Origin of the sequence: Amycolatopsis sp. SB7-3 (assembly GCF_041021335.1) — a bacterium.
GTDB classification, from domain to species: Bacteria; Actinomycetota; Actinomycetes; order Mycobacteriales; family Pseudonocardiaceae; genus Amycolatopsis; species Amycolatopsis japonica.
On record NZ_JBFPJQ010000009.1, the window covers coordinates 56,156 to 82,007 of the forward strand.

At 68.0% G+C, this 25,852-nt stretch carries 32 protein-coding genes; 21 read left to right on the forward strand and 11 right to left on the reverse strand.

The window, feature by feature from the left end:
• Positions 1-29 precede the first annotated feature (29 nt).
• Positions 30-1,418, forward strand: coding sequence for an amino acid permease (locus tag AB8M46_RS38005; RefSeq protein WP_350591548.1), 1,389 nt, complete (start codon positions 30-32; stop codon positions 1,416-1,418).
• On the opposite strand, the gene AB8M46_RS38010 is transcribed toward AB8M46_RS38005, so the two are convergent.
• Positions 1,396-2,370: an ROK family protein gene (locus AB8M46_RS38010; protein WP_394363315.1), complete on the reverse strand. Its 975-nt coding sequence runs from the start codon at positions 2,368-2,370 to the stop codon at positions 1,396-1,398. The genes AB8M46_RS38005 and AB8M46_RS38010 overlap by 23 nt on opposite strands.
• Positions 2,371-2,378: 8 nt before the next feature.
• Positions 2,379-2,807 carry a helix-turn-helix domain-containing protein gene (locus AB8M46_RS38015; protein ID WP_350591545.1) on the reverse strand — a complete coding sequence of 143 codons (429 nt, stop codon included), beginning with the start codon at positions 2,805-2,807 and terminating at the stop codon, positions 2,379-2,381.
• A 127-nt stretch (positions 2,808-2,934) separates the two neighbouring features.
• Between AB8M46_RS38015 and AB8M46_RS38020 the strand changes: the two genes are divergently transcribed.
• Positions 2,935-4,350 (forward strand): MFS transporter, encoded by a 1,416-nt coding sequence (locus AB8M46_RS38020; RefSeq protein WP_394363396.1) that lies wholly within the window; start codon positions 2,935-2,937, stop codon positions 4,348-4,350.
• On the opposite strand, the gene AB8M46_RS38025 is transcribed toward AB8M46_RS38020, so the two are convergent.
• The 4 genes from AB8M46_RS38025 to AB8M46_RS38040 all read right to left on the reverse strand — a co-directional run bounded on the left by AB8M46_RS38025 (position 4,290) and on the right by AB8M46_RS38040 (position 7,480).
• The gene (locus AB8M46_RS38025) at positions 4,290-4,754 is read right to left on the reverse strand and encodes an SRPBCC family protein (protein ID WP_394363316.1); all 465 of its coding nucleotides are present in this window, start codon (positions 4,752-4,754) and stop codon (positions 4,290-4,292) included. The two genes, AB8M46_RS38020 and AB8M46_RS38025, sit on opposite strands and share 61 nt — an antisense overlap.
• 30 nt (positions 4,755-4,784) lie before the next feature.
• Positions 4,785-5,783, reverse strand: coding sequence for an aliphatic amidase (locus AB8M46_RS38030; RefSeq protein WP_073846401.1), 999 nt, complete (start codon positions 5,781-5,783; stop codon positions 4,785-4,787).
• A 27-nt stretch (positions 5,784-5,810) separates the two neighbouring features.
• The gene (locus AB8M46_RS38035; RefSeq protein WP_394363317.1) at positions 5,811-6,320 is read right to left on the reverse strand and encodes an AmiS/UreI family transporter; all 510 of its coding nucleotides are present in this window, start codon (positions 6,318-6,320) and stop codon (positions 5,811-5,813) included.
• Positions 6,321-6,403: 83 nt separating this feature from the next.
• Positions 6,404-7,480, reverse strand: a complete 1,077-nt coding sequence (locus tag AB8M46_RS38040) for a substrate-binding domain-containing protein (protein WP_394363318.1) — start codon at positions 7,478-7,480, stop codon at positions 6,404-6,406.
• Positions 7,481-7,567: 87 nt separating this feature from the next.
• On the opposite strand from AB8M46_RS38040, the gene AB8M46_RS38045 reads away from it, so the two are divergent.
• A complete protein-coding gene (locus AB8M46_RS38045) occupies positions 7,568-7,978 on the forward strand; it encodes a MarR family transcriptional regulator (RefSeq protein ID WP_394363319.1) in 411 nt (136 codons plus the stop codon).
• Here AB8M46_RS38045 and AB8M46_RS38050 read toward each other — a convergent pair.
• From AB8M46_RS38050 to AB8M46_RS38070, 5 genes are all read right to left on the reverse strand, one after another.
• Positions 7,949-8,605 (reverse strand): MFS transporter, encoded by a 657-nt coding sequence (locus tag AB8M46_RS38050; protein ID WP_394363320.1) that lies wholly within the window; start codon positions 8,603-8,605, stop codon positions 7,949-7,951. The genes AB8M46_RS38045 and AB8M46_RS38050 overlap by 30 nt on opposite strands.
• Before the next feature lie 112 nt (positions 8,606-8,717).
• Positions 8,718-9,971 carry a beta-ketoacyl-[acyl-carrier-protein] synthase family protein gene (locus tag AB8M46_RS38055; RefSeq protein WP_394363321.1) on the reverse strand — a complete coding sequence of 418 codons (1,254 nt, stop codon included), beginning with the start codon at positions 9,969-9,971 and terminating at the stop codon, positions 8,718-8,720.
• Entirely contained in the window at positions 9,968-10,396 is a 429-nt protein-coding gene (locus tag AB8M46_RS38060; protein WP_394363322.1) for a cupin domain-containing protein, read from the reverse strand. The genes AB8M46_RS38055 and AB8M46_RS38060 overlap by 4 nt, the downstream gene beginning before the upstream one ends.
• On the reverse strand, positions 10,393-10,728 hold the full coding sequence (locus tag AB8M46_RS38065; protein WP_394363323.1) for a TcmI family type II polyketide cyclase: 336 nt from the start codon (positions 10,726-10,728) through the stop codon (positions 10,393-10,395). Before AB8M46_RS38065 ends, AB8M46_RS38060 begins: the two co-directional genes overlap by 4 nt.
• A gap of 88 nt (positions 10,729-10,816) precedes the next feature.
• The gene (locus tag AB8M46_RS38070) at positions 10,817-11,467 is read right to left on the reverse strand and encodes an SDR family NAD(P)-dependent oxidoreductase (protein WP_394363324.1); all 651 of its coding nucleotides are present in this window, start codon (positions 11,465-11,467) and stop codon (positions 10,817-10,819) included.
• A gap of 247 nt (positions 11,468-11,714) precedes the next feature.
• Between AB8M46_RS38070 and AB8M46_RS38075 the strand changes: the two genes are divergently transcribed.
• The 18 genes from AB8M46_RS38075 (at position 11,715) to AB8M46_RS38160 (ending at position 25,847) form a co-directional block, all read left to right on the forward strand.
• Positions 11,715-13,130 (forward strand): peptide MFS transporter, encoded by a 1,416-nt coding sequence (locus AB8M46_RS38075; RefSeq protein WP_394363325.1) that lies wholly within the window; start codon positions 11,715-11,717, stop codon positions 13,128-13,130.
• Positions 13,131-13,169: 39 nt separating this feature from the next.
• Positions 13,170-13,913 (forward strand): SDR family NAD(P)-dependent oxidoreductase, encoded by a 744-nt coding sequence (locus AB8M46_RS38080; RefSeq protein WP_394363326.1) that lies wholly within the window; start codon positions 13,170-13,172, stop codon positions 13,911-13,913.
• Positions 13,913-14,290 (forward strand): SchA/CurD-like domain-containing protein, encoded by a 378-nt coding sequence (locus tag AB8M46_RS38085; protein ID WP_394363327.1) that lies wholly within the window; start codon positions 13,913-13,915, stop codon positions 14,288-14,290. The genes AB8M46_RS38080 and AB8M46_RS38085 overlap by 1 nt, the downstream gene beginning before the upstream one ends.
• A 112-nt stretch (positions 14,291-14,402) precedes the next feature.
• Positions 14,403-15,653, forward strand: coding sequence for a ketosynthase chain-length factor (locus AB8M46_RS38090; protein WP_394363328.1), 1,251 nt, complete (start codon positions 14,403-14,405; stop codon positions 15,651-15,653).
• A 13-nt stretch (positions 15,654-15,666) separates the two neighbouring features.
• Positions 15,667-15,930, forward strand: a complete 264-nt coding sequence (locus AB8M46_RS38095) for an acyl carrier protein (RefSeq protein ID WP_394363329.1) — start codon at positions 15,667-15,669, stop codon at positions 15,928-15,930.
• A 1-nt stretch (position 15,931) separates the two neighbouring features.
• Complete coding sequence (locus AB8M46_RS38100) at positions 15,932-16,399, forward strand: SRPBCC family protein (RefSeq protein ID WP_394363330.1); 468 nt, start codon at positions 15,932-15,934, stop codon at positions 16,397-16,399.
• A 27-nt stretch (positions 16,400-16,426) separates the two neighbouring features.
• Positions 16,427-16,888 (forward strand): anthrone oxygenase family protein, encoded by a 462-nt coding sequence (locus AB8M46_RS38105; RefSeq protein ID WP_394363331.1) that lies wholly within the window; start codon positions 16,427-16,429, stop codon positions 16,886-16,888.
• Between the two features lie 35 nt (positions 16,889-16,923).
• On the forward strand, positions 16,924-17,676 hold the full coding sequence (locus AB8M46_RS38110; RefSeq protein ID WP_394363332.1) for an SDR family NAD(P)-dependent oxidoreductase: 753 nt from the start codon (positions 16,924-16,926) through the stop codon (positions 17,674-17,676).
• Positions 17,676-18,023, forward strand: coding sequence for an antibiotic biosynthesis monooxygenase family protein (locus AB8M46_RS38115; protein WP_394363333.1), 348 nt, complete (start codon positions 17,676-17,678; stop codon positions 18,021-18,023). The genes AB8M46_RS38110 and AB8M46_RS38115 overlap by 1 nt, the downstream gene beginning before the upstream one ends.
• The gene (locus tag AB8M46_RS38120) at positions 18,020-18,322 is read left to right on the forward strand and encodes an antibiotic biosynthesis monooxygenase family protein (protein WP_394363334.1); all 303 of its coding nucleotides are present in this window, start codon (positions 18,020-18,022) and stop codon (positions 18,320-18,322) included. Before AB8M46_RS38115 ends, AB8M46_RS38120 begins: the two co-directional genes overlap by 4 nt.
• Positions 18,323-18,521: 199 nt before the next feature.
• Positions 18,522-20,237: a carboxyltransferase subunit alpha gene (gene accA / locus AB8M46_RS38125; RefSeq protein WP_394363335.1), complete on the forward strand. Its 1,716-nt coding sequence runs from the start codon at positions 18,522-18,524 to the stop codon at positions 20,235-20,237.
• Positions 20,234-20,758 carry an acetyl-CoA carboxylase biotin carboxyl carrier protein gene (locus AB8M46_RS38130; RefSeq protein WP_394363336.1) on the forward strand — a complete coding sequence of 175 codons (525 nt, stop codon included), beginning with the start codon at positions 20,234-20,236 and terminating at the stop codon, positions 20,756-20,758. The genes accA and AB8M46_RS38130 overlap by 4 nt, the downstream gene beginning before the upstream one ends.
• Positions 20,755-22,128 (forward strand): acetyl/propionyl/methylcrotonyl-CoA carboxylase subunit alpha, encoded by a 1,374-nt coding sequence (locus tag AB8M46_RS38135; RefSeq protein WP_394363337.1) that lies wholly within the window; start codon positions 20,755-20,757, stop codon positions 22,126-22,128. The genes AB8M46_RS38130 and AB8M46_RS38135 overlap by 4 nt, the downstream gene beginning before the upstream one ends.
• 22 nt (positions 22,129-22,150) lie before the next feature.
• A complete protein-coding gene (locus AB8M46_RS38140) occupies positions 22,151-22,528 on the forward strand; it encodes a SchA/CurD-like domain-containing protein (RefSeq protein ID WP_394363338.1) in 378 nt (125 codons plus the stop codon).
• Positions 22,528-22,992, forward strand: coding sequence for a DUF1772 domain-containing protein (locus tag AB8M46_RS38145; protein WP_394363339.1), 465 nt, complete (start codon positions 22,528-22,530; stop codon positions 22,990-22,992). Before AB8M46_RS38140 ends, AB8M46_RS38145 begins: the two co-directional genes overlap by 1 nt.
• Before the next feature lie 29 nt (positions 22,993-23,021).
• Positions 23,022-24,047, forward strand: coding sequence for an LLM class flavin-dependent oxidoreductase (locus AB8M46_RS38150; protein ID WP_394363340.1), 1,026 nt, complete (start codon positions 23,022-23,024; stop codon positions 24,045-24,047).
• Positions 24,048-24,071: 24 nt separating this feature from the next.
• Positions 24,072-25,274 (forward strand): cytochrome P450, encoded by a 1,203-nt coding sequence (locus AB8M46_RS38155; protein WP_394363341.1) that lies wholly within the window; start codon positions 24,072-24,074, stop codon positions 25,272-25,274.
• Positions 25,275-25,529: 255 nt separating this feature from the next.
• Entirely contained in the window at positions 25,530-25,847 is a 318-nt protein-coding gene (locus AB8M46_RS38160) for a hypothetical protein (protein WP_394363342.1), read from the forward strand.
• Positions 25,848-25,852 lie beyond the last annotated feature (5 nt).

Genomic DNA, 25,852 nt, shown 5'->3' on the forward strand with positions numbered 1-25,852 from the left:
CGCCAGTACCGCAGACGAATGGATCCACCATGCCCGCACCAGGTCCCGCCGAACCCGTGACCGCGATCGAGCCGAAATCGCTCGGCACCGGGTTCCGGCGGCGGCACGTCACCATGCTGGCCATCAGCGGGGCGATCGGCGCCGGGCTGTTCGTCGGCACCGGCGCGGGGATCAAGACCGCGGGCCCCGGCATCCTGTTGTCCTATGTGGTCGCGGGCCTGCTCATGGTGCTCGTGATGCGCATGCTGGGCGAGATGGCGGCCGCCGAGCCGAGCAGCGGCTCGTTCTCGGTGTACGCGGAGAAGGCGCTCGGCCGCTGGGCCGGGTTCACCGTCGGCTGGCTGTACTGGTCGCTGCTGGTGGTCGTGGTCGCCGCCGAGGCGACCGCGGCGGCGGGGATCGCGAACGGGTTGCTGCCCGGCGTTCCCCAGTGGACCTGGGTGCTGCTGTTCATGGCGGTGCTGACCGTGGTGAACCTGTTCGCCGTGCGCTCGTTCGGGGAATTCGAGTTCTGGTTCGGCGCGATCAAGGTGACCGCCGTGGTCGCCTTCCTCGTGCTCGGCACGCTGGCGGTGTTCGGGATCCTGCCGGGGACGACGCCGGTCGGGCTGAGCAATCTCACCGGGCACGGCGGTTTCCTGCCCAACGGCCTCCAAGGCGTGCTGACCGGTCTGCTCGCGGTCGCGTTCTCCTTCGGCGGTATGGAACTGGTGACCATCGCGGCCGCGGAGTCCGACGATCCGGCCGGTTCGATCCGCCGCACCACGCGCACGGTCATCGTGCGGCTGCTGCTGTTCTACATCGGTTCCGTGGCGCTGATGGTGTTGTTGCTGCCGTGGGAATCCGCTTCGGCCAACACCAGCCCCTTCGTCACCATTCTGGACAAGGTCGGGGTGCCGTCGGCGGCGTTGCTGATGAGTTTCGTCGTGCTGACGTCGCTGCTCTCGGCGCTCAACGCGAACCTCTACGGCGCCTCGCGGATGGTGTTCTCCTTGGCCGAACGCGGTGAAGCGCCGCGCGCGATGCTGAAACTGTCCGGCGCGGGCGTCCCGCGGACGGCGGTGCTCGCGTCGGTGGCCTTCGGTTTCGTGGCCGTGTTGCTGAACTTCCTCGCCCCCGAACACGTGCTTCCGTTCCTGCTCAACGCCATCGGGGCGAACATCCTGCTGGTCTGGATCTTCGTCGCCGTCTCCCAGCTGCGGCTGCGGAAGGCGGCGGAACGCGACGGCACGGCCGCCGACCTGCCGGTGCGGATGTGGGGTTTCCCGTGGCTCAGCTGGGTCGCGCTGCTCGCCATGGCGGGCGTCCTCGTTCTCATGTGGACGGACGCCGACGCGCGGACGCAGCTGTTCACCAGTGGCGCGGTGGCCGTGCTGATCGTGGCGATCAGCCTGCTCAGGCGACGTCCGCGACGCTGAACAATTCGCGCTCCACCCGGCTCAGCGCCAGCCGGACCGCGCCGAGCGCGACCGCGTCTTCGCCGAGCGTCGACGTCTCGACGCGCACCGGGAACAGCGCCAGGCGGGCCAGTTCGGCGCGCAGCCTCGCCGTCAACAGGTCGTCCGGGCCGCCGATCACCACCAGCTCGGGGTCGACGGCGAGGACCGTGGCGGCGACGAGCTGGACGAAGCCGTCCGCCTGCCGCAGGGCGCCGATCTCGCCCGCCGCGCCGTGGTGGCCCGCGTGCGGTTTCCCGCCGAGCAGCAGGCCCAGCGAGACGGCGGCTCCGGCCCGCACGTAGACGACGTCGTCGAGGCCGTGCGCGGCGCCGCGCCAGTGTTCGGCCAAGGTCGCGAGGTCGGTGTCGTTCCCGGCCAGCACCGGGCAGCCGCCGCCGAACTCCGCGAGCAGGTCGACGCCGGTCCAGCCGGGAAGCCGGTAGTTGTGGACGACCTTGCCGCCGGACACCACGCCGGTGGTGCCGACGCCGAGCATCCGCACGTTGGCGTGGCCCTCGACGGCCGTGCCGAGCACCCGGTGCGCGGCGCCGAGCCGGTCCGCTGCGGCCGTTTCCGGGGTGAGCCCGGCCCTCGCCCGTCCGACGACGTCGCCCCGCAGGTCGGCGACCAGGCACAACGCCTGATGCGGGCCGATCTCGAGGCCGGCGACGTGCCCGGACTCCTGGCGGAACCGGTACCGCTTGGCGGGTCTGCCCCGCGGCCGCGGCGCGCCGGGGGAGAGCGGGACCTCCTCGACCAGGCCCTGTTCGCCGAGGTCCGCGGCGATCTCCTCGACGGTCGGCCGGGAGACCTCGCTCGCCTTGACCAGCTCCGCGAGAGTGAGCTCCTCGGCCGCGTACAGCGCGCGCAGGACGGCGATGGCGTTGAGCCGCCGCAGCAGTGACGGATCCCCTCCGGACAGCCTGGCCATGCGACTCCCTAGGTGGTGACGCGTTTGTCGTACTGGGCGCGCGCGAGGGCGATTTCGCTCTGGTGGTCCTCGGTCCAGGTGACCAGCGACTGGATGGTCTGGTGCAGCGTCATGCCCAGCGGCGTCAGCGCGTACTCGACCCGGGGCGGCACCACCGGATAGACGGTCCGGTTCACCAGCCCGTCGCGTTCCAGGTGGCGCAGCGTGGTGGTGAGCATGCGCTGGCTGATGCCGTCGATCTTGTACTTGAGCTCGGTGAACCGCAGGGTGTTGCGGTCGAGCAGCGCGATCACCAGGAGCGACCACTTGTCCGCCACCCGGTCCAGGATCTGGCGGACCTCGCAGTCCTCACGCGTGTCCCACTGGAAGGCCTCGTAGTCCCCTTCGGTGAGTTCACAACGACTAGGTGAGTTCAAAGTGCCTTCTTCCATGGTCATCGATAGTGACGGAAGATCCCCTTGGTTACAAGAGGGAACCGACCGGCTGATGAGTAACCGTCGGTCCCCGTTCACTGAGGGAGATCCGATCTTGAGCAACTCGCAAACGCTTCCGCGCGCCGACCGGATGGGCGGGCGGGCCTGGGGCGTGCTCCTGGTGCTGTGCGGCGCCATCTTCCTGGAGGGCATCGACGTCGCGATGCTGAACGTGGCGCTGCCGTCCATCCGGGCCGAACTCGGCCTGTCGACCGCGACGCTGAGCGGCGTGGTGAGCGCCTACGTGCTCGGTTACGGCGGATTCATGCTGCTGGGCGGGCGCGCCGCCGACCTGTACGGCCGCCGCCGCATGTTCGTCGGCTGGCTGGTGGTGTTCCTCGTCTTCTCCGGGCTGGGCGGTTTCGCCACCGAAGGCTGGATGCTGCTGCTCGCCCGGTTCGTCACCGGCGTCGCCGCGGCCTTCATGACCCCGGCTGGCCTGTCCATCATCACCACGAGCTTCGAAGAGGGCCCGAAACGCAACAAGGCCCTGTTGTTCTACGCCGGCACCGGGGCGGGCGGTTTCTCGCTCGGCCTCGTCATCGGCGGCCTGCTGGCCAGGATCGACTGGCGCTGGGTGTTCTTCACGCCGGTGATCCTGTCCGCGATCATCCTGCTCGCCGCGCTCTGGCTGATCAAGGAACCCGCTGGCGACGAACGCGGCCCGCGTCGCCTGGACTTCGCCGGAGCGGTCACCGTCACGACGGCGATGCTGCTGATCGCCTACGCCGTGGTCCGGTTGGAACACCCAGGGCAGGGCTGGGGCTGGACCGTGGCCTCGTTCGCCGGGGGAGTGGCCGCGCTGATGGCCTTCGTGTCCGTCGAACGCCGCTCGCCCGCGCCGCTGGTGCGCCTCGGCATCCTGAAATCGGGGCCGCTGGTGCGGGCGAACGTCAGCGCCCTGCTGTTCGCGGGTTCGTTCTTCGGGTTCCAGTTCCTGGTCACGCTGTACCTGCAGGAACTCCGGGGCTGGTCGACGCTGGAGACGAGCCTGGCGCTGCTCGCGGTCGGGATCGACGCGATCCTCGCGCCGACGCTCACCCCGCGGCTGGTGGCGAGGTTCGGCAACACGCGGCTGATCTTCGGCGGTTTCGTGCTCGCGGCCGTGTCCTACGCGCTCTTCCTGCCGCTGGGCATGGACTGGACGTACGCGGCGATGTTCCCGTCGATGATCATCCTGGGGCTGGGCTTCGCGCTCGCCTACGGTCCGCTGACGATCGTCGCCACCGACGGGATCGCCGAGGACGAACAGGGGCTCGCGGGCGGCCTGCTGTACACGGCGTTCCAGTTCGGCGCGGCGCTCGGGCTGTCCGCGGTGACCGCCGTCAACGTCGCCGCGCTCGGCGCGGGTGGTTCACCCGAGGTGGCGCTCGGCGGATACCGGGCGGCGCTGGTCGTGCCGCTGGTGATGGCCGTGCTCGCCGCGATCATCATCGCGTCCGGTCGTCAGCGCGTCTCGGCGAAGGAAGCCAAGTTGGCGAGCGAGGAGGCGATCCCGGCCTCGTGATCGGCCTGGCCGATCCCGGACGGCACGTCCGTCGCGGTGACGGTCACCTCGGTGCCGTCACCCGCGGCGGCCAGCTCCCAGGTCATCGTCATGGTGCCCGCGAACGCCGGGTCTTCGGAGTCGAAGACGGCCTTGTGCACCACGCGTTCCGCGGGCACCAGGTCGGCGAACCCGACCTCGACGACGTCCGTCGCGTCCGACGATTTGCCGGGCGCGGCGGACGCGTCGAGGTAGGTGAGGGTCATCCGGAAACCGCCGCCGGGCCGCGGATCCCAGTGCTCGATCCGGCCGCGCATCCCTTCGGGCGGCAGCCAGGCTTCGAGCGACTCCCGGTCGAGGAGTGCCTGGTAGACGGTCTCGGGCGGGGCGGCGATCGTCCGGCTGCCGCTGTCGATCCTGTCCATGGGCCGAGTCTAGGGCCCCATCACGCCTCGTCAGGGATGCCGAGGAGTGATGGTGTCGCGGGTGATGGACTCCACCTTCTCCTGCGCCTTCTTGGCGTCGGTGACCCAGAGCTTGTAGAAGTCGAACGGGCAGTCCGCCACGCCCTTGTCGCCTTCGTCCGCGTCCTGCACGCCCGTGTACCCGCGGTGCAGCAGTTTGAAGATGTGGTTCTGCGACTGGTCGTAGGTCCGCGCGTCACGGATCGCCGAAACCGAAAGCTGCGCGTACTGGATCCCGTATTCCTCTTCGCCGGTCTCGCCGAGCGTGCGCCCGTCGAAGCCGATGATCGCGGAATGGCCGAAGTACGAGTACACGCCGTCGAAACCGGCGGCGTTCGCCACGGCCACGTAACAGTTGTTGGCCCACGCCATCGCCTTGGCGATCAGGATCTGCTGCTCCTTGGCCGGGTACATGTAACCCTGGCAGCGCACGATCAGTTCGGCGCCCTTCATCGCGCAGTCGCGCCAGATCTCCGGGTAGTTCCCGTCGTCGCAGATGATCAGCGAGATCTTCATGCCCTTGGGGCCGTCGCTGACGTAGGTGTCCTCGCCGGGGTACCAGCCTTCGATCGGGCACCACGGCAGGATCTTGCGGTATTTCTGGACGATCTCGCCGCGGTCGTTGATGAGCACGAGCGTGTTGTACGGCGGCTTGTTGGGGTGGTCTTCGTGCCGCTCGCCGGTGATGGAGAAGACGCCCCACGTCTGGGCCTCACGGCACGCGGCGGCGAAGATCTCGGTCTCCTCGCCGGGAATCGTCGCGGCGGTCTCGTACATTTCCTTCGGGTCGTACATGATGCCCTGCGTGGAGTACTCCGGGAACACCACGAGGTCCATGCCGGGAAGGCCGGATTTCATGCCCACCACCATTTCGGCGATCTTGCGGGCGTTGGCGAGGACTTCGGCCTTGGTGTGCAGCCTCGGCATCTTGTAGTTGACCACCGCGACGCCGACCGTGTCCGGGCTGGCGGCAATGTCACCGTGTCGCATGAAGACTCCTTTTCTCCGAACGGTTTTTCAGGACGGGTAAACGCCGGTGAGGCCGAGGAAGGCGGGCACCGTGCACGTCGGCTGACTGAGCAGCAGGGCGGTCCAGCCGGTGAACCGCGCCAGATGTTCTTTTCCGAGGCCGAGAACCAGGAAGAACAAGGTCCACAACAGCGCCCAGGAAAGCCAGATGACACCGAACACCGGATCGCCGTCGTGCCAGAAGGCGATGCCCGCGTACACCACGGCGGCACCCGCCACGAAGAGCGAGAACCAGCCGATGCCTTCGAGTGCGAGGTCCGCGAGGTTCGCGATGCCGACGTACAGGTAGGTGAAACCGAACAGGTACAGGCCGGACGCGGCCAGGATCGCGTCCCGGTCGCCGCCCGCCTGCACGATCAGCACGGTCGGGGTGACGCATTGGAGCGCGCCGACGAACAGGTTCAGCACCGCCGCCGACCGCGGCGGTATCCGGCCGAGCAGCATCAGGCCGTTGATCATCAGAGCGGCGCCGACGTAGAGCAGGCCCACGTTGCCCACGCTCACCTCCGCGTAATCGACGTCACATGGAATAATTTCAAATGAAAGTATGTGGTGTGCCGGGGCGAGTCAAGAGTGCTTGCTCAGAGCCGGGTGAGGACTTCGAAGTCGTAGCCGTCGGCGACCGCGAGATGGACGTGCTGATCGGCCTGCCGCCCGCGGAATTCGACCGTGCCGCGAGGGCCGTGATAGGCGACGCCGTCGATCGCCGCGTTGAGCGCGGGAAGTTCCGACGTCCCCGCCCGGCGGACGAGTTCCGCCAGCGTGTGCAGCCCCTCGTAACAGGATTCGGCGGCGTTGTTCAGGGCCGGGGCGCCGGGACCGTTGCGGTCGACGTAGCGGCCGAGCAGGTCCATCGCGTCGGCGGTGACCATGGACCGGAAGTAGGCGGCGGAGACGTAGAGGTTGCCGGTGGCGCTCGCGCCGCTCGCCAGGAGCATGTTCTCCTCCATGAGCGGACTGAACCGGACCAGCCGATCGCTGAGCCCGTGCGCGGCGAAGGCGCGGTTGAAGCGCACCGCGTCCTGCCCGACCAGCAACATGAGCACACCGTCGCTTGTGGACTGTTCGATCCTGCGGACCACTGTGGACATATCGCCCGCCCCGAGCCCGACGAACGCCTCGCCGGTGATGCGCAGGTCGAGTTCCTTGGCGTACTGCCGGATCGCGCGGGTCGACCGGTGCGGCCAGACGTAGTCGTCGCCGACGACGAACCAGCGCCGGGCGCCGAGATGATCGCGCAGCCAGCGCAACGCCGGCTCGATCTGGCAACGTGGGGTCTCGCCCGTGCAGAAGATCCCCGAGCGGCGCTCGCCGCCTTCGTAGAGCGACGTGTACACGTACGGGATCCTGTCGGCGACGACCGGCGCGAGCGCGTGCCGGATCGACGAGATGTGCCAGCCGCTCACCGCGTCGACCCGCCCCGTGTCGACCAACCGCCGCAAGTCGCCGGCTACTTCAGCAGGGGTGCCACCGCCGTCGACCACCTCGGCCTCGACCTGGCGGCCGAGGATGCCGCCGGATTCGTTGAGCTCGTGGACGGCCAGGTCCGTGATCGCCTCGCAGGACGGGCCGAACAGCCCGGCCGGCCCCTGCAGCGGGACCACCATGGCCACGCGCCAGGTGTCGTCGCGGGGCCGGGTGGCGAGGCGTGGGGGCATGGCGCTCCGTGCGGTGGCCCGGTAAGGTCAAAGTGCTTTCACCTGGAAGTATTGCGAGGGTGTCCGGTTTTGGCAAGGGGACGGGATATGGGGACACGCGGCGTCACGACCGCCGGAACGTCGCTCACCGGCTCGCTCACCCGCGCCGCCCGGGCCGTCGCCGCCCGGGTCGAGCAGGTGCTCGCCAAGGAAGGTCTCACCCTGGACCAGTGGCTGGTGCTGGACGCGCTGAGCGGCAAGGGCGGCCTCGCCATGGCCGACCTGGCCGACCGGACGCTCGCCACCGCCCCGACGCTGACCAGGGTGGTCGACAAGCTGGTCACCACCGCGCAGGCCTACCGCGAGGTCGACGCCGCCGACAGACGTCGCGTGCTCGTCCACCTCAGCGCCCGTGGCCGCGCGACGTACCGCCGCGTGGCCGCCAAGGTGTCGGACGTGGAAGCCGGCCTCGCCGTGCCGGACGAAGTGCTAGTGGTGTTGCGGGGTCTCGGAGACTGAAGGTCCGGCGTACGGCAGCGGTTTCGGCTTGGCCAGCGCGACGATGCCGAGGATCCCGGCGACCACGAGCGCCACGAACACGAACAGTGCGGCCACGATGAAGACCACTCGGAAGCCGGTGGCGTCCGACAGCAGGCCACCGAGCACCGGCGCGATCACCAAGGCGAGCACCCCGAGCCCGGCCGTCACCCCGGCCGCGATGCCGCGACCGGCCTGAAGCCGGCGGATCAGCGCGACGGTCACGCCGAGGACGGCGCCCGCGCCGAGCCCGTTCAGCACCCGGCCGACCAGGAGCAGGCCGCTGCTGGGCACGAAGGCGACCAGCACCACGCCCAGCAGCATGAAGACGAGCGCGGGCACGGTCACCGACGTCGGAAAGCGCCCGCCGAGCAGCAGGCCGGCCGGAAAGGCGAGCGCGGCCGCTACGACGTACGCGACGACACCGCTCAGCAGCAAGGACTGGCTGGACAGGCCCAGATCGATCTGCAGCGGCGACTCACCGTCGAACCGGTAGATCACGGTGAGCAGGAACAAACCGATGAGCGCGGCGAACCCGGGGCCGATGACCAGCCACCAGGGCCCGGCGGTCGGCTGGGAGGCGCGCCGCGTCGGCGGGGGCACGTACATGCGCACAACCTATAGCGCCCGACGCCGGTGTTGGGTCACTTCGCGGAGACCTGTTCACGAGAAGCTCTCGAACGAAGGCCGGACGCCATGGTCATCCCCCCGGAGCGAGCCGCTACCCCCTCGTCAGGACTGCCGCGCTCTGGAAGCCGCCGAATCCGCTGCCGACGCTCAACACCACGTCCATCCGATGGTCCCTCGCCGTGTTCGGCACGTAGTCGAGGTCGCATTCAGGGTCGGCGTTGGACAGGTTCGCCGTCGGAGGGACGACCTGTCGGTCCAAGGCCAGGGCGCAGGCCGCCAGTTCGAGAGAGCCGATGGCACCGAGGGAATGGCCGATCATCGACTTGATCGAGCTCACCGGGACTCGGTAGGCGTGCGTGCCGAGGCTGCGCTTGAACGCGGCGGTCTCGTGTCGGTCGTTCTGCTTCGTGCCGGATCCATGAGCGTTGACGTAGCCGACATCGGTTGGGTCGATTTCCGCCTGCTTCAGCGCGTGCTTGATCGCCTCGGCCATCTCGGCACCGTCGGGCTTCAGCCCGGTCATGTGAAAGGCGTTACTGCGACTGGCGAAACCCGAGACCTCCGCGTAGATCCGCGCCCCGCGGCGGCGCGCCGCGGCTTTGTCCTCCAGCACCAGCACGGCGGCACCTTCGCCGAGGACGAAACCGTCCCGATGCGCGTCGAAGGGGCGTGAGGCGTGTTCCGGGTCCTCGTTGTTCGCCGACGTGGCACGGATCGCGTCGAAGCAAGCGGACGTGATCGGCGACAGCGGGGCGTCGGTGGCTCCTGCGAGCACCACGTCCGCCGACCCTTCCCTGATCAGCGCCGCCCCGTGCCCGACCGCGTCGAGGCCCGAGGTACAGCCGGTCGAGATCAGCGCCACCGCCCCTTCGGCGGCCACATCCCGCGCGACCTCGACGGCGAGCGTGCTCGGGACCATGTACCCGTACAGATGGGGGACGCCGTAGGTGTGATCGACCAGCCACTTCTTGCCGTCGTCGGCCAGTACGGCGTACTCCTCCTCCAAGCCCATCGTGCAGCCGACCGCGCTGCCGATGCTGACCGCCACTCGCTCCGGCTCGATCCCGTCGAACGCCAAGCCGCTGTCCGCCACCGCCTCTCTCGCCGAAACGACGGCGAACTGGGCGGCGCGGTCCATCCGCCGTATCTCCTGAGCGGACAGTCCGGCCGAGGCAGGGTCGAAGTCCGCTTCGGCGGCGATCCGGGAACGGAAGCGGCCGGCGTCGAACAGCGAGATCGGTCGCGTGGCGGTACGTCCTTCCGAAAGCAGGTCCCAGAACGCCACCCGGCCCAACGCGCCGGGCGACACCACGCCGATACCGGTGATGACGGCCGTCCTCGTCATCGGCCCGCTCCGACGTCGGGGCCGGACTGGTCCGGATGCGCCGGCGTCTCCGTGTCCACGTGCCCGAGATCGGGCCTGGGAGCCAGCGGTGACAGGTGGAACACCACCTGCGCCGGTAGGTCGCCCACGTTGACCAGCCGATGCCGCACGCCGATGGGCACGAGGAGCGAGTCTCCCGCCGTCAGCCGCGCCATCTGGCCGTTCAACGTCATCTCCAGATCCCCGGCGACGACGTGCAGGAACTCCTCGGAATAAGGGTGGTAATGCTCGGTGACGAGCTCGCCGGGATCCAGCCGCAGCAGGCCGCCGAAACCGGAGGTGGACCCCACGGTCTTCGGACTCAGCGTGACCCGGATGTCGCCACCGCGCTTGCGATTGGACTCGACGTCTTCCGCTCGTATCTTTCCCGGCCGGGTGGTCGTCATACCGTTCGCCCTTCCTCGGCGGTCCACACGTAGAGAGGTTCGGCCATCGCGTCCTTCGGCTCCTGCCAGCCGGGGTCGTAGGGCGAGACCAGTTCGGCGAGGGTGGTGTTGAGTTTCCGGTAAAGCGGATGTTCGCGGGCCTGGTACAGGGCCGGTGAGATGTCTTCGTCCGCCTCCACGAGGTGGAAGTACAGGTCGTGGAAGGTGAACAGCGTCCGCCGGGAGACGCCGATCATCCGCGGCAGCTCGGTCGCGTCGGATTCGGCGAAGGCGTCGGCGATCCGTTGTGGCCTGTCGGTCCGCAGCTTCGCCACTATCAAAGTGCGGTGCACGGTCGTCCCTTCTGCAGAGATTCGCTGGGCCAGCAGATGATTTCCCGCGGTGGTGGGGAACATCTGAAATCACGCTCGACACGCGCGGCTACCACGGAGTGGGCAGCCGGTTCCGGAGGAAGACCCCGGACGGTCCGTCGTCGGGAAGCGTCGCCGCGTGGACGATGTCCCCCGCGGCTTCCTGGACCGGTCGCCCCGCTTGCGGCATCATCCTGGTCCGGGTCCTTCCGGGGTTCACCGCGTTCACCAGTACCCCGGTGCCCTTGGTGTGCGACGCGAGCATCATGGTCAGTCCGTTGAGCGCCGCCTTCGACACCGAATAGCCAGGCGCTCCGGTGAAGAGTCCCTGGTCGACGGACCCGGTCCCGCTGGAGACGAACACCACGCGGCCCCAGCCTCTGTCGATCATGCCCGGAAGAAACAGCTGAGCCACCCGCCAACCGCCCAGCAGGTTCACTGCCAGGGTGCGTTCGACGAGGTCCAGGGGGACCGACAGCGGGTCGCTGCCGGAGTCGAGCAGGACGCCCGCGTTGCAGATCAGGACATCGACGGGGCCGATCTCGTCTGCTGCTTCGCGGACACTGTCGGGGTCAGTGACGTCGAGTATCCGTGACCCCGCTTCGTCCGGTTGCCGTGTGGTGGGCACGACCCGCAGCCCCCGTCGGGAGAGTTCGGCGGCGACGGCTTGACCGATTCCCCGGTTGGCTCCGGTGACCAAGGCGGTGCGCTTTCCGGTCATGATGCTCCTCGTTGCTCGACAGAGTGTCCGGACGGCACCATCGCCTCGTCGCGTGAGGCGCGGCTGGGGCTGGGATGAAGCGGGGCGCGCACGGGCTGCTCAGAAACCCAGGTATTCCCCAGATCGCGCCGATATCTCTTTCTCCGCAGGACTTCCGGCGGAGGGACAAGGTGTGGATGACGCGGCGGTACCCACTACTCGTGCCGAGGACGGAACCCGGGACGACGGACCGGTTCGCCTGGCGAAGATGCCGCGCTGGTACGTGACGCTGTTCACCAGCGACGCGATGGAGCGCTTCGGTTTCTATGGCCTGCAGGCGATTCTCGTGTTGTACGCGGCGGCGCCGGCGGCGCGCGGGGGTCTCGGCCTCGCGATGACGGACGCGGCCGCCCTGTTCGGGGCGTGGATCGGCTTGATGTTCATGCTGTCGCTGGCGGGTGGCTGGGTAGGGGATCGCTGGCTCGGCAACCGGACCGCGCTGCTCGCGGGATGCGCGGTGAACGTCGCCGGCTACCTCATCCTGGCCGTTCCGGCCGGCTGGACGGCCGCCGTGGCGTTGCCGCTGCTGGCGATCGGCGGTGCCGTCTACAAGCCGAACCACCAGGCGATGATCAACAGGATGTTCGGCGGCAACCGGAGCAGGGAGTCGGGCATCTCGTTGATGTATGTCGCTTCCCAGGTTTCGGCACTGCTCGCACCGTTGATCGCGGGCTACCTTGGCGAGCGGGTCAGCTGGCATCTCGCCTTCCTGACGATCGCCATGGTGCTGCTGGCCACCACGGTCCAGTTGTGGGTGACCGCGGGTCAGTTCCGCGGCGTCGGCACCACGCCGATCCGGCCGCTCGACCCGGCGGAGCTGCGGACGATCGCGCGGCGGCTGGCCGTCTGGTGTCCGGCGATCGTCGTGGTACTGGCGGCACTCGCGATCGCGGGTCTGCTCAGCGCCACCGTCGCGATCGGAATGATCGGGCTGCTCAGCGTGGTGACACCGATCGTCTGCTACGTCCGGCTGCGGGGTGATCCGGCGCTGGCGCCGGTCGATCGCAGGCGGCTGGCCTTCTTCCTGTTCGTGTACCTGGGTTCCGCGTTGTTCTGGATGATCGTCGCCCATGCGGCGTCGTTGCTGAACCTGTTCGCGCGGGATCACGTGGATCTCGACGTGTTCGAATTCGTCGTGCCCGCGAGCTGGCTGCAGGCCGCGACTCCGCTGTTCATTCTCTTGCTGGCCCCGGTGATCGCTTCGGCGCTGCCGCGCTTGGGAGGAAGGAACAACGTCGGCACCAAGTTCAGCGCCGGCCTGCTCCTGGTGGGGATCGGCTTCCTGGTGATGTCGGTGGCCACCTCGCTGGTGGGCGAGGACGGCACCAAGATCTCGCCCTGGTGGATGGTGTTCGTCTACCTGACGCACGCTTGCGGGGAAGTGATCATCGCCGCGGTCACGATCTCCGCGGCGGCGGACGTGCTGCCCGCCGGCTTCCTGGGGCGGACGCTGGGAATGTTGTGGCTCTTCGCCGGACTGGGCGGTGGTATCGGCAGTGGCGTGGTCCGGCTCGGCACGGTCATGCCGGAACCGCTCTATTACTCGCTTCTCGGTTCGGTGGCGATCCTGTGCGGGCTCGCCTTCTGGACGGGACGCCGCGCGCTTACCCGTGGCCTGTCCTGACGCGACACATTCGTGAACAGGTTCCATGACGCCAAGGAGATGACGGTGGATCAGGGATTGTCCGGGAAGAGGGTGCTGCTGACCGGAGGCAGCAAGGGAATCGGCCGGGTCACCGCGCTGGCGTTCGCCGATGCCGGTGCGACGGTCGTCGCGGGCCATCGCACGGACGACGAGGACGCGCAGAGCCTGAGCCGGGAGTTCAAGGAGCGCGGCGCCGGGCATCGGGTGGTCCGAGCCGATGTCACCACGCGGACGGGAGCGGAGGCCCTGGCGTCCGCCGCGAGGGACGCGCTCGGCGGACTCGACGTTCTTGTGAACAACGTCGGAGTGGACGGGGCGGTGCCTTTCGGAGAACTCCCGGAGGTGGAATGGCACCGGGTCTTCGACCACAATGTCACCTCCGCGTATCTGGTCACCCAGGCCGTACTCGGCCTGCTGGGCTCCGGAGCGTCGGTAGTGAACGTCGGTTCTTCGGTGGCTCTCCGCGGCCGGGCCGGCGGAGTGCACTATTCCGCCTCCAAGACCGCGCTGACGGGATTCACGCGGGCTCTCGCGAAGGACCTCGGCTCGGAAGGCATCCGTGTGAACCTGGTCGCGCCGGGGCTCACCGAGACCGAGCCGGGGGCGGGCCTGCCCGCGCCCGTGCTGGATCGCATCAAGGCGATGACCGCGCTCGGCAGGCTCTGCGGTCCGGAGGACGTCGCCGGAGCGGTGCTCTTCCTCAGTGGAGACACGTCCCGCTGCATCAGCGGGACGACCTTGAACGTGGATGGAGGAATCTGATGTACGCAGCCATCACCTACCGGGTCAAACCCGGCCATGAGGCGGAGATCGCCGAGATCTTCGCGGCCTTTCAACGAGTGGACGATCCCCGGTTCCGGGACGACGAAGGCAAGCAGGCCGGGCGGCTGCTCGGCACCGCCGTGTTCATCAAGGACGACGTCATGGTCCGGGTGATCCACTACGAAGGCGACTTCGCCGCGATCGCCAAGCATATGGCGGGGCAACGCGGTGTCCATCTGATCGAAGAGAAGCTGGCGCCTTACCTCGAGTCGCCGCGGGACACGAGCACCGAGGCCGCATTCGGCGCCTACTTCCGCGACGCCACCATGCAGGTCATCTCCCAGTTCTCCGTGGAAACACACCCCGCCGCGGGCTGAATTCACGCGATCCCGTCCGTCCAGCGGGTTTGGAGGGACTTTCCAGGTGGTCCGCCCAATCTGAGGTTACTCCGAAGAACACGCGATGACTGATATTCGGAAGGGTCTTTCGATGAACGAATCTGGTGCGGCCACCAGCCCGGTCGTGACGGGTATCGGTGTGGTGGCGCCGACGGGTATCGGCGTCGCGGAACATTGGCAGTCGGTTCTGGACGGCAAATCCGGGGTAGCCCGGATCACCCGGTTCGATCCGTCGGCCTACCCGGTCCGCCATGCCGGGCAGTTGCCGAATTTCCTTGCCGAGGAGCAGGTTCCCGGAAGGCTGATCCCACAGACGGATCGCTGGACGCATCTGGGGCTGGCCGCGACCGAAGCGGCTTTGGCGGACGCCGACGCGCGTCCGGCGGCACTGCCCGACTACGAGATGGCCGTCGTCACCGCGAGCTCGTCAGGTGGGACCGAGTTCGGCCAGCACGAAATGGAGCGGCTGTATCTGGACGGGCCGTCGGGAGTCGGGGCCTACCAGTCGATCGCCTGGTTCTACGCGGCGACCACGGGACAGATTTCGATCCGCTTCGGCATGCGCGGGCCCAGCGGCGTGCTGTGCTGTGAACAGGCCGGTGGCTTGGACGCGCTGAACCAGGCCCGCAGGCTCGTCCGGGGTGGTTCTCGTCTGGTGGTCAGCGGGGGCACCGACGCGTCCTTGTGTCCCTACGGTCTGGTCGCTCAGCTGTCGAACGGAAATCTCTCCACTGTGGACGATCAGGAACGTGCCTACCTTCCGTTCGATGTCGAGGCGAGTGGCTACCTGCCGGGCGAGGGCGGCGCGATCCTGATCGTGGAAAGCGCGCGCGGTGCCCGGGAACGCGATAGGGGTTCCGGCTACGGAGCGATAGCCGGCTACGCCGCCGGTTTCGATCCGCCGCCGGGTTCGGTGCGACCACCGGCGCTGCGGAGGACGATCGAGCGAGCACTCGCCGACGCGCGCACGAATCCGGACGAGGTCGACGTCGTTTTCGCCGACGCCGCGGGCGTTCGGGCGGACGACCTTTCCGAAGCCAGGGCCATCAGTGCAGTCTTCGGACCGCGTGGTGTACCGGTGACAGCGCCTAAGACCCTGACCGGACGCCTGTACGGCGGAGGCGCTCCGTTGGACGTGGCCACGGCGCTGCTCGCGATCAGGGACGGCGTGATCCCGCATACGGTCGGGCCGTCCCGGCTCGCGCCCGGCTGTGATCTCGATCTGGTGACCGGACAACCCCGGGACGGGAGAGTGCGCACCGCGCTGGTGCTCGCACGCGGTCACGGCGGCTTCAACGCGGCGCTCGTGCTCAAGGATCGGCCCGAGGAAGAAGAACAGTGAAGGGGACGGGGAGATGACGGACAGTTTCACCTTCGAGGAATTGAAGGAAATCCTGAGGGCGAGTGCGGGAGTCGACGAGGAAGTGGATCTGAACGGCGACATCGCCGACGTCGAGTTCGGGGACCTCGGCTACGACTCGCTCGCCGTGCTGGAGTTCGCCAGGCAGGTGGAGCGTCGCTACGGAGTGTCCATTCCGGACGCCGCGATAGCCGAGATGCCCACGCCTGCGAAGGCCGTCGAATTCGTCAACGCCCAGTTCGCGGAGGCGAGGATCTGAAATGGCGGGGCATACCGAAAACGAGATCGTCGTCGAAGCACCCATGGAGCTGGTCTGGGAGATGACCAACGACATCGAGTCCTGGACGTGGCTTTTCAGCGAGTACTCGGAGGCGACCGTCTTGGAACGACGGGACGAGACGGTCGTCTTCCGGCTTTCGCTGCACCCGGACGAGAACGGGAAGGTGTGGAGCTGGGTTTCGGCCAGGACGCCGGACGCGGTGACCAGGACCGTGCGCTCCCAGCGAGTGGAAACCGGACCGTTCAAGTACATGTGGATCTTCTGGGAGTACGTGCAGACCGAGCGGGGCGTACGCATGCGCTGGGTGCAGGACTTCGAGATGAAGCCCGAGGCGCCCATCGGTGACGAAGCCATGCGCGAACGGCTGGACCGTAACACTCCGGTCCAGATGCGCTTGATCAAGGACAAGATCGAAGCGGCCGCACGCGACCACACGGCCGTCGGCTGATCCATCACGCGGCTGGAGGTGTGTGTGGTGCTCGGGATCGCGATCCCGCTGGTCCTGCTCGCGAACGGGCTGGCGGCAGGAGTGCTGATGGGAACCCAGCTGGGTGGCTGGCCCTTGCTGGAGACCCTGCCCGCGCCGCGCTACGTGCAGGCACACGGGTTCTTCTCGACCCGCTACGACCCGTTCATGCCCCTCTGCTTCCTCGGCACGGTGCTCGGCGACGGTGTGCTCATCCTGGTGGCCCATCCGGTGGGCGCTCGGGTGCTGTTCGCCGCGGCCGGCCTGCTGGCGGCGGTCACGATCGCCATCTCGCTGGTGAAGAACGTCCCCGTCAACAAATGGATTCGCACACTCGACCCGGAGAACCTGCCGATCGACTTCGCCGAGCGTGACCCCCGCCGTCATTGGGGCGGCTGGAACCGGGCTCGGACCGCGGCGGCGACGTCAGCACTGCTGGCCAACTGTGTCGCGGTGGGCTTGCTGTTGTGAAAGATCATCGATCCGACCAGGACACGGAGGGGAAGATGGACCTCGGTCTGAAAGGCAAGAAGGCACTCGTCACCGGAGGGACCCGGGGAGTGGGCCGCGGCATCGTGCTGGCGCTCGCCAGGGACGGCGTGGAGGTCGTCACCTGTTTCAGGCAGGACAAGGAAGCGGCCGCGTCGCTCGAACGCGAACTCGATGAGATCGGCGGCCGCCACCATGTGCTGTCGGCTGATCTCGCGGATCCCGCCCAGGTCGTGGAGCTCCTCGGTGAATGCAGGACCAGGCTCGGCCGGCTGGACATCGTGGTCAACAACGCCGCCGCGATCAGCCATGTCCCGTACCTGGAGCTGGAAGTCGCCGAATGGCAGCGCATCGTGGACACCAACCTGACGGCGGTGCATCTGGTCGTCCAGCAGGCGTTGCCGCTGCTCGCCGACGGTGGCTCGGTGATCGGGATCAGCTCGAAATCCATCGAGGTCGGCATCCCGTTACGTGCCCACTACACCGCCACCAAGGCCGCGTTGCACGGCCTGAACCGCACGCTGGCGCGGGAGTTCGGTCCACAAGGGATCCGGTTCAACGTGCTCTCGCTGGGCATGATCCACACCGAAGCCATGGAAGCCCTGCCACCGGAGCAGCGCGACGCGATGGTCACCCGTTATTCGGAGAAGACCTCACTCGGCAGGCTCGGTTCCCCCGATGAGGTCAGCGACGTGGTGAGGTTCCTGGCCAGTGACCTGGCCAGGTACGTCACCGGTGGAGTGATCCCGGTCGACGGAGGGATCTCGTGATGGGCGAGGCCGTTTTCCGCGTGATGCTGCGGATGCAGATCAAACCCGGTGCGGAACAGGACTTCGAGCGGGTTTGGCTGGAGATAGGTGATTCCGTGACGTCCCATCCGGCCAATCTCGGCCAGTGGCTCTCCCGTGCGGAAGGAGAAGGCGCGTACTACATCGTCAGTGATTGGGTCAGCGAGCCGTTGTTCCGCGAATTCGAGACCAGCGATCGTCATCTGGAGCACCGGCAGAAGCTGCATCCGTTCCGCTCCGGCGGCTCGATGACCACCATGAGCGTGGTGGCGTATCTGCCGGGCACGGCGAGCACGGAATCCCACGGTGACTGGGAACGAGCTCGGTGAGCGGCGAGGTACGGGTGCTGCTGTACCACGAGGCCGAGGAACCGCGCCCGATCGAGGCCGCCTACCACGAGTCCAGCGCCAGGCTGACCGGTGTTCCCGGTCTGCTCGGCAACGAGTTGCTGCGGTCCATATCGGACCCGAGCGGGTTCGTGGTCGTCAGTTCGTGGAGCGACATCACCGCCTTCCAGGAGTGGGAACGCGGAACGGAGCACCGGGGCCAGACAGCGCCGCTACGCCCATTCCGGGACAAGCGGCTGTCGAGGCCGTTCGATATCTATCAGGTCCGCGCAGCCTATTGAGCAGGAGAGCCGGGCATGCGTTCGCCCGTACCCGAACACCACGAACAGGAACGGCGCTCCCGCGGCCGGTGGCGCAGGGCCGGGGGAACGCTGGTGTGGTCGCTGAGGATCCTCGGCGGTTGCATGGGCGGATTCGCGCCATCGTCCGACGACGGCGAGCCACCACCATCGGCTCGGAACCCGAGGGAGGGAGGACCCGATGACGGCGACCATGGACACCGCCGGCAGTGTTCAGCGTGAGCCGGACCCCGACTGGGTGTCCTGCGGACAGTGCCGGATGCTGGTGTACGGCAAACGTTTCGCGCGGATGGCCAAGGTTTGCCCCGGCTGTGGCTGGCACAGCAGGCTGACCGTGCACGATCGGCTCGACGCGTTGCTGGATCCGGGATCGATCAGACCGGTGGAACCCGGGCCGGCGGTGCACGATCCGCTGGGGTTCGCCGATCTGGTGCCCTACCCCGAACGACTGGATCGCGCCCGGCGGGAAACCGGGCTCGACGACGCGGTGCGGGTGGTGTCGGCGACAGTGGGCGGCCACCCGATCGTCGTGGCGGCGATGGACTTCCGGTTCCTGGGCGGCAGTCTCGGCTCGGCGGCGGGGGAGGCGATCGTGACCGCGGCGGAAACGGCGTTGGCCACCCGGAGGCCGCTGCTGGTGATCACCGCCTCCGGCGGGGCGCGGATGCAGGAGGGCGCGCTCTCCCTCATGCAGATGGCGAGGACGAGCAACGCCATGGCCGCCCTCGGCGAGGCGGGACTGCTGACCGTCACACTGGTCACTGATCCGACCTTCGGCGGAGTGGCGGCGTCGTTCGCGACTCTGTCGGACGTGATCATCGCCGAACCCGGGGCGAGGATGGGATTCGCCGGGCGCCGGGTGATCGAGCAGACCATCCGGGAAGAGCTGCCGGAGTCGTTCCAGACCGCGGAATTCTTGTTCGGGCACGGCTTGATCGACGGCGTCGCGCCCCGGAAGGAACTCCCGCGGCTCCTGGCCGTTCTGGTGGGTGCGGCGGCGAAACCGGCGGACGGGTGGGCGGACGGGGTGACCGATCCCGTGCTACGGGATCCGGCAACCCTTTCGCCCCCGCCCGTCGACGAAGTGGTCCGGCGTGCCCGGGTCCTCGGCAGGCCGACCACACTCGACCACCTCGCGAACTGGACCGACGGTTTCGTCGAACTCCACGGTGATCGTGCCGGTGCCGACAGCCCGGCGATCGTGGGCGGCCTGGCCGAGTTGAACGGTCTGCCGGTGATGGTGATCGGTCACCAGAAGGGCCGCACCACCGAAGAGCTGGTGCGCCACGACTTCGGTATGCCGTCCCCGGCCGGCTATCGCAAAGCGGTCAGGTTGATGCGGTTGGCCGGCAGGCTCGGGGTACCGGTGGTGACCTTGATCGACACCCCCGGCGCGCATCCGGGCCCGGAAGCCGAGCGGACCGGGCAGTCGAACGCGATCGCCGAGTGTCTGCGAGTGCTGGGCGGACTTCCGGTGCCGGTGGTCGCCGTGATCACCGGTGAGGGCGGTAGCGGTGGCGCGCTGGCACTGGCCGTCGCGGACCGCGTGCTGGTGTGCGAGAACGCCACCTACTCGGTCATCAGCTCGGAGGGGTGCGCGGCGATCCTTTGGCGCGATTCGGACACGCACGCCGTGACCGCCGCCGCCCAGGCGCTGCGGGTGGAAGCGAAATCGCTGCTGTCCCTCGGGGTGGTCGACGGCGTGGTGCCCGAACCGCCGGGTGGCGCGCACCGCGACCCGGCCGCCGCCAGTGTGTTCGTGCGCGACGCGGTGATCCGCGCGCTGCGCGAACTGCACGGCCGGGACGGGGCCGATCTGGTGATGGCGAGACGGGCGAAATTCCGGCGATTCGGCTCGGCCGAAGTCAGCTCGAAGATCAGGGAGACGGTGAAATGATCGAAAGGCATCCCGAGTTCACCGCGAACCGGGACCTGTCGGACGTGCTGGGGCTCGAGACCGAAATACTCAAGCTCGGCGCCGAAGACGCGATGGAGATCCTCTGCCGCGGCTTGGCCGAGGTCGTCACCACGATCGAGCGGGTGCCCACGCGTGCGACGGTGCGGTTGGGCAGCGCGTCCATCGACGTGGAGTGGCTCGCCGCCGAAGGCTCACGAGCGCCTGCCGCGCCGGAGCCGGTGACGTCCGTGCCCTCGGTAGCTCCGGCCGAAACGCCAGTGATCCGTACACCGGTGGTCGGCACCTGCTACCTCGCTCCGGAGCCCGGTGCCAAGCCGTTCGTGAGTGTGGGTGACGTGGTCGAGCCCGGCAGGCAGGTGGCGATCGTGGAGGCGATGAAGCTGATGAATCCGATCGTCGCGGACCGGGCGGGCCGGGTGGCGCGGATCCTCGTCGCCGATGCCGAGCCTGTCGAATACGACCAGGCACTGATCGCCATCGAACCGGAGAAGCCGGAATGAAACCGGTCTTCGACACCCTGTTGGTGGCCAACCGGGGTGAGATCGCGCTGCGGGTCGTCCGGACCTGCCGCGAGATGGGTATCCGGACGGTGGTCGCGCATTCCACGGTGGACAAGGAATCGGCGGCCGTGCTCGCCGCCGACGAGGCCGTCCAGATCGGCCCCGGTCCGGCCAAGCGGAGCTACCTGTATCCGCCCGCGCTGATCGAGGCCGCCTTGCGGACCGGGGCGCAAGCGGTCCATCCCGGATACGGCTTTCTGTCCGAGGACTCGGATTTCGCGGAGATCTGTGTGAGCAACGGGCTCGTCTTCGTCGGCCCACGACCGGAGGTGATGGCGCGGCTGGGGGACAAATCCCTGGCCAGGCGCCTGATGAGCGAGGCGGGGCTGCCACTGCTCCCCGGCACGACGGAACCGGTGAACGGCACCGCCGAAGTGCTCACGGCGGCCCGGCGGATCGGCTTGCCGTTGATCATCAAGGCGTCGGCGGGTGGAGGTGGCCGCGGAATGGCGATCGTCCGCGACTGGGCGGAGCTGCTGCCGACCTACCGGTCGACCAGCGCGACCGCGCGGGCGGTGTTCGGCGACGAGCGCGTGTACCTGGAGCGTTTTTGGGAGCACGCCAGGCATGTCGAGATCCAGTTGGTCGCCGACGAGTACGGCGACGTCGTCTGTCTCGGCGAGCGGGACTGCTCGGTGCAGCGGCGCCATCAGAAGCTCATCGAAGAGAGCCCCGCACCCGAGTTGCCCGCAGGGGTGGCCGAGAGGCTCGCCGCGGCGACGGCGACGGGAGCGCGAGCCGTCGGCTACACCGGCGCGGGCACCTTCGAATTCTTGGTGTCCGGTGAGGAGGCGGCCTTCATGGAGGTCAATTCGCGTATCCAGGTCGAGCATCCGGTGACGGAAATGGTGACCGGTATCGACCTCGTCCGTGAACAGCTCCTGATCGCGGCGGGCCTGCCGCTATCCTTCCGCCAGGAGGACATCAGGCCGCGCGGTGTCGCGGTCGAGTGCCGGATCAACGCTGAGGATCCCGACCGGGATTTCGCTCCCTGTCCAGGCAGGCTCGTCGAATTCTCCCCGCCCGCCGGCCCGTTCGTCCGGGTCGACACGCACGCCTATCCCGGCTGGCGCGTGCCACCGGACTACGACTCGTTGCTGGCCAAGGTGATCGTCTGGGCACCCGACCGTGCTCAAGCGCTCGCCAGGATGGACCGTGCGCTGGCCGAGTTCCGGATCGAAGGTCCCGGCATCCGGACAACCCGGGACGCGCTCCGCGAGATCATCCGGAATCCGTCCTTCCGCGAAGGAACTCACGACACTTCACTGCTCGAACGAAGGGCCGGCGTCTCCGTCGCGCCGGCGAACTGACCCTCGAACAAAGGAGCCCGCAATGCCCATCACAGCGATCAGATACGGGATCAAAGCAGGCTGCGAAGACCAGATCGCCGAGATCTTCGCCGGCTTCAAACGCACCGGGACGCCGGTGGTGCTCGACGCCGACGGCAACGAAGCCGGGCGCATCCTGTCGACCGCGGTGTTCATCGAGAACGACATCATGGTGCGGTTCGTGGAGTACGAGGGCGACCTGGCCGACATCGCGCGATTCATGGCCATCCAGCCCGGTGTGCGGGAGGTCGAGCGCAGGCTCAAGCCCTATCTCGCCAAGCCGAGGGACACGGGCACCGTCGAGGGGTTCACCAAGACCTTCGAGAGGAGCACCATGCGCTGTATTTCCCAGCTTTCGGCCGACGAACCAGACGGCCCCTGATGCGCGGCGTGGTGACCGACCTGTTCGGCGTGCTGGCCGTGATGGGCAGCGGAACGGTGGCCGGTGTGTTGTTCGCGGTCGCGCTGAGCACCTTGCCCGCCTTGATCGCCATGCCGCCCGGCCGTTACGTCTACGCGCAGAAACTGCTCGGGCGCAATTGGGATCCCACCATGCCGGTGCTGGTACTGAGTTCGACCCTCGTCGAGATCGTGCTCGCGGTGACAGTGCCGGGGATCGCGGCCGTGCTGCTCTTCGGCGGCGCCGCGGTGTCGCTGATCGGCGTGTCGGTGGTGTCCCACTGGTGCAACGTGCCGATCAACCGGCAGACCAGGGAACTGGACCCGGATCGGATGCCCGAGGACTGGCACGACCCGAGACCCCTTTGGCGCCGATGGCACTTCCTGCGCACGGCGTTGGCGTTGATCGCGCTCGCCTGCACCGCCGTCGCCGTCACCATCACCTGATCACGACCGTCGCGTTCGGAGGAGATCCGATGAAACTCGGGGTGAACATCGCGCCCCACGGCGCCCCGGCCGTGGCATCGGCCGCGGAACGGCTCGGCTATGACGTCGCCTTCGTGCCCGAGGGGTACCGCACGGATGCGATAAGCGTGCTCGGGATGCTGGCGGGGCGAACCGAACACATCGGCCTCGCCACCGGTGTGCTCCAGATTCCCGCGCGCTCGGCGGTGATGACCGCGATGACGGCGGCCACCCTGGAGACCTTGGCCCCTGGGCGCGTCCGGCTGGGACTCGGGGTGTCCAACGCGCATATCGCCGAGGGCTGGCACGGCGTCCGATTCGACCGACCGTTGCGCCGGGCCAGGGAGTACGTCGAGATCGTGCGGCTCGCGTTGAATGACGAGCCCGTGAAATACCGAGGCGACTTCAACGAACTGCCGCTTCCCGGCGCGCGAGGTGAACCCTTCCATCAGTTCGGCGGGCCGCTGGGGGCGGAGATACCGATCTACCTGGCGGCCATCGGGCCGCGCAGCCTCGAACTCGCGGGCGAGGTCGCCGACGGCTGGTTCGGTGTCTTCTGTTCACCGGAGCGCATCGCCGAATCGGTTCCCCACATCCACGCCGGCCGTGACAAGGCGGGCGCGCCCGACAAGGGATTCGAGGTGATCCCTTCGGTTCCGGTCGTCGTCGGCCGGTCACCGGGAGAGGCGGCGGACGCCGTCCGGCATTACATCGCCCGGTTCGTCAGCCTCGGCACCAAGGAACACAGCTTCTATCACGCCCTCATGAAACGCATGGGCTATCCGGACGAAGCAGACACGGTGTACGACCGGTATGCGTCGGGTGATCGCGCCGGTGCCGCCGCGGCCGTGCCGTTCGGCTTCGTCGACGCCACGGCACTGCTCGGCCCCCTCGAACGCATCGCGGAAAAGATGACCGCGTACGCCGAGGCGGGAGTGACCACATTGGCCTTGTCGCCGTTCGCACGCACGACCGAGGAACAACAGTCCATCTTGCGTGTGGCCACGGAAGCGTTGGACCGCGCAGGACTCGCCTAACCGCCTTTCGCGAAGGAGTGCGCCATGTCCACGGGACTCACCGAACTCGACTTCCCCTTCCCTCAGCCGTCCGGGTTCACCCTGCCGGCCGAGTTCGCCAGGCTGCGCGCACGGCAGCCGGTGGCCAAGGTGACGCTGCCGTCCGGGGACCGCGCTTGGCTGGTCACCCGGTACGCGGATGTCCGTGCGATCCTCGGCGACGCCCGGTTCAGCCGCGCGGCCGCCGAACGACCGGGTGGCCCGCGGATGGGGAACACCAGCCCCGGCCCGGAAACGATTCTCGGCATGGATCCGCCCGATCACACGCGGTTGCGACGGCTGGTCGCCCCGGCCTTCACCTACCGCCGGATCGAAGCGTTGCGGCCGCGGGTCGAAGCGCTCGCGAACGAGCTGATGCTTGACTTGGCGAGCGGACCGAGGACCGCCGATCTGCTGGGGCAGTTCACGGCCGTGCTCCCGAGCAAGGTGATCTTCGAACTGCTCGGTGTGCCCTATGAGGATTTCGAGACCTTGCACGCTTGGACTGACGTGATCTTCAGCCTTTCCGCGCACACGCGTGACGAGGTGCGGACGGCGCGAGCCGCCATCGAGCGGTTCCTCGTCGAGCTGGTCGGGGAAAAGCGCGTCCACCCGGCCGACGACCTGCTCAGTGTGCTGATCGCGGCTCGGGACGAGCAGGACAGGCTGACGGAGACCGAACTGGTCAGCTTCGCGCTCATTCTGATCACCGTCGGCCACATGAGTACCGCGAGCACGCTGAGTACCGCGCTGTTCACTCTGCTCCGCTTACCCGAGCTGCTTGCACGGTTGTACGCCGCACCGGAGCTCGTTCCGAGCGCCATCGAAGAACTGCTGCGGCACAACACTTTCGCGTTGACAGGCACGCAACTGAGGGTGGCACTCGAAGACGTTCGGCTCGGTGGCGTGACCATCCGGGCCGGCGACGCCGTGCTCGCCGCGCTCGGCTCGGCCAATCACGATTCCGAGGTCTTCGACCGGCCCGAGGGGGTCGAATTGGCTCGCGCGAGCAATCCGCATATGGCCTTCGGCTACGGAATCCATCATTGTCTCGGCGCGCAACTGGCGAGACTGGAGATGCAAGAGGCGCTTTACGCACTTTTACGGAATATGCCGAACACCCTCCGCCTGGCGGTGGCCCCCGGAGAAATCGAACTCAAGACGGGACTCACCGCTCGCGCGCTGGCGAGCCTGCCGGTGCGGTGGTGAACGAACCCGCCGACGAGAACCTGAGTTCACCTCTGGGCTGGCTGATCCTGCCTTCCTGAAGAAACCCTGAAAAGCACGGTCGAATCGTCGACGTCTTGCTAAATTGGGCCACACAGGGGGCACAGATCATTCTCACCAGCGATCCCGGAGGGGGACATGGCTACTCAAGAAGAGGACCTGGCGACGAGGGATGAGGAAAACGGCACCGATCTGAGAACCCGCCCGCGCAGTCCGGAAGGGACTTGGGCGGTACACGTGACCTTCGCGGACGGGACCAGGAACGAACGCGGCTTGTTCGCCTTCACCGCCGAGGGCCTGCTCATCCAGACCAACACCGGAAGTCAGACCACCGGTATCGGAAAATGGCGGCGGACCAGGGAAGGATTCCGGTTCGCCTTCCGCGAGCAGGCCTTCGACGACGACAACAAGTTCGCTTTCGACGTGCACGTGGACCACGAAGGAAGCCTGACGTCGGAAGACACCTTCACCTCCCAGGGCACCGGTACGGCGGTGAACGCCGACGGACAGATCGTGCATGTGTCGGAGACGACGGTGACCGCCGAGCGTTATTGATCCGG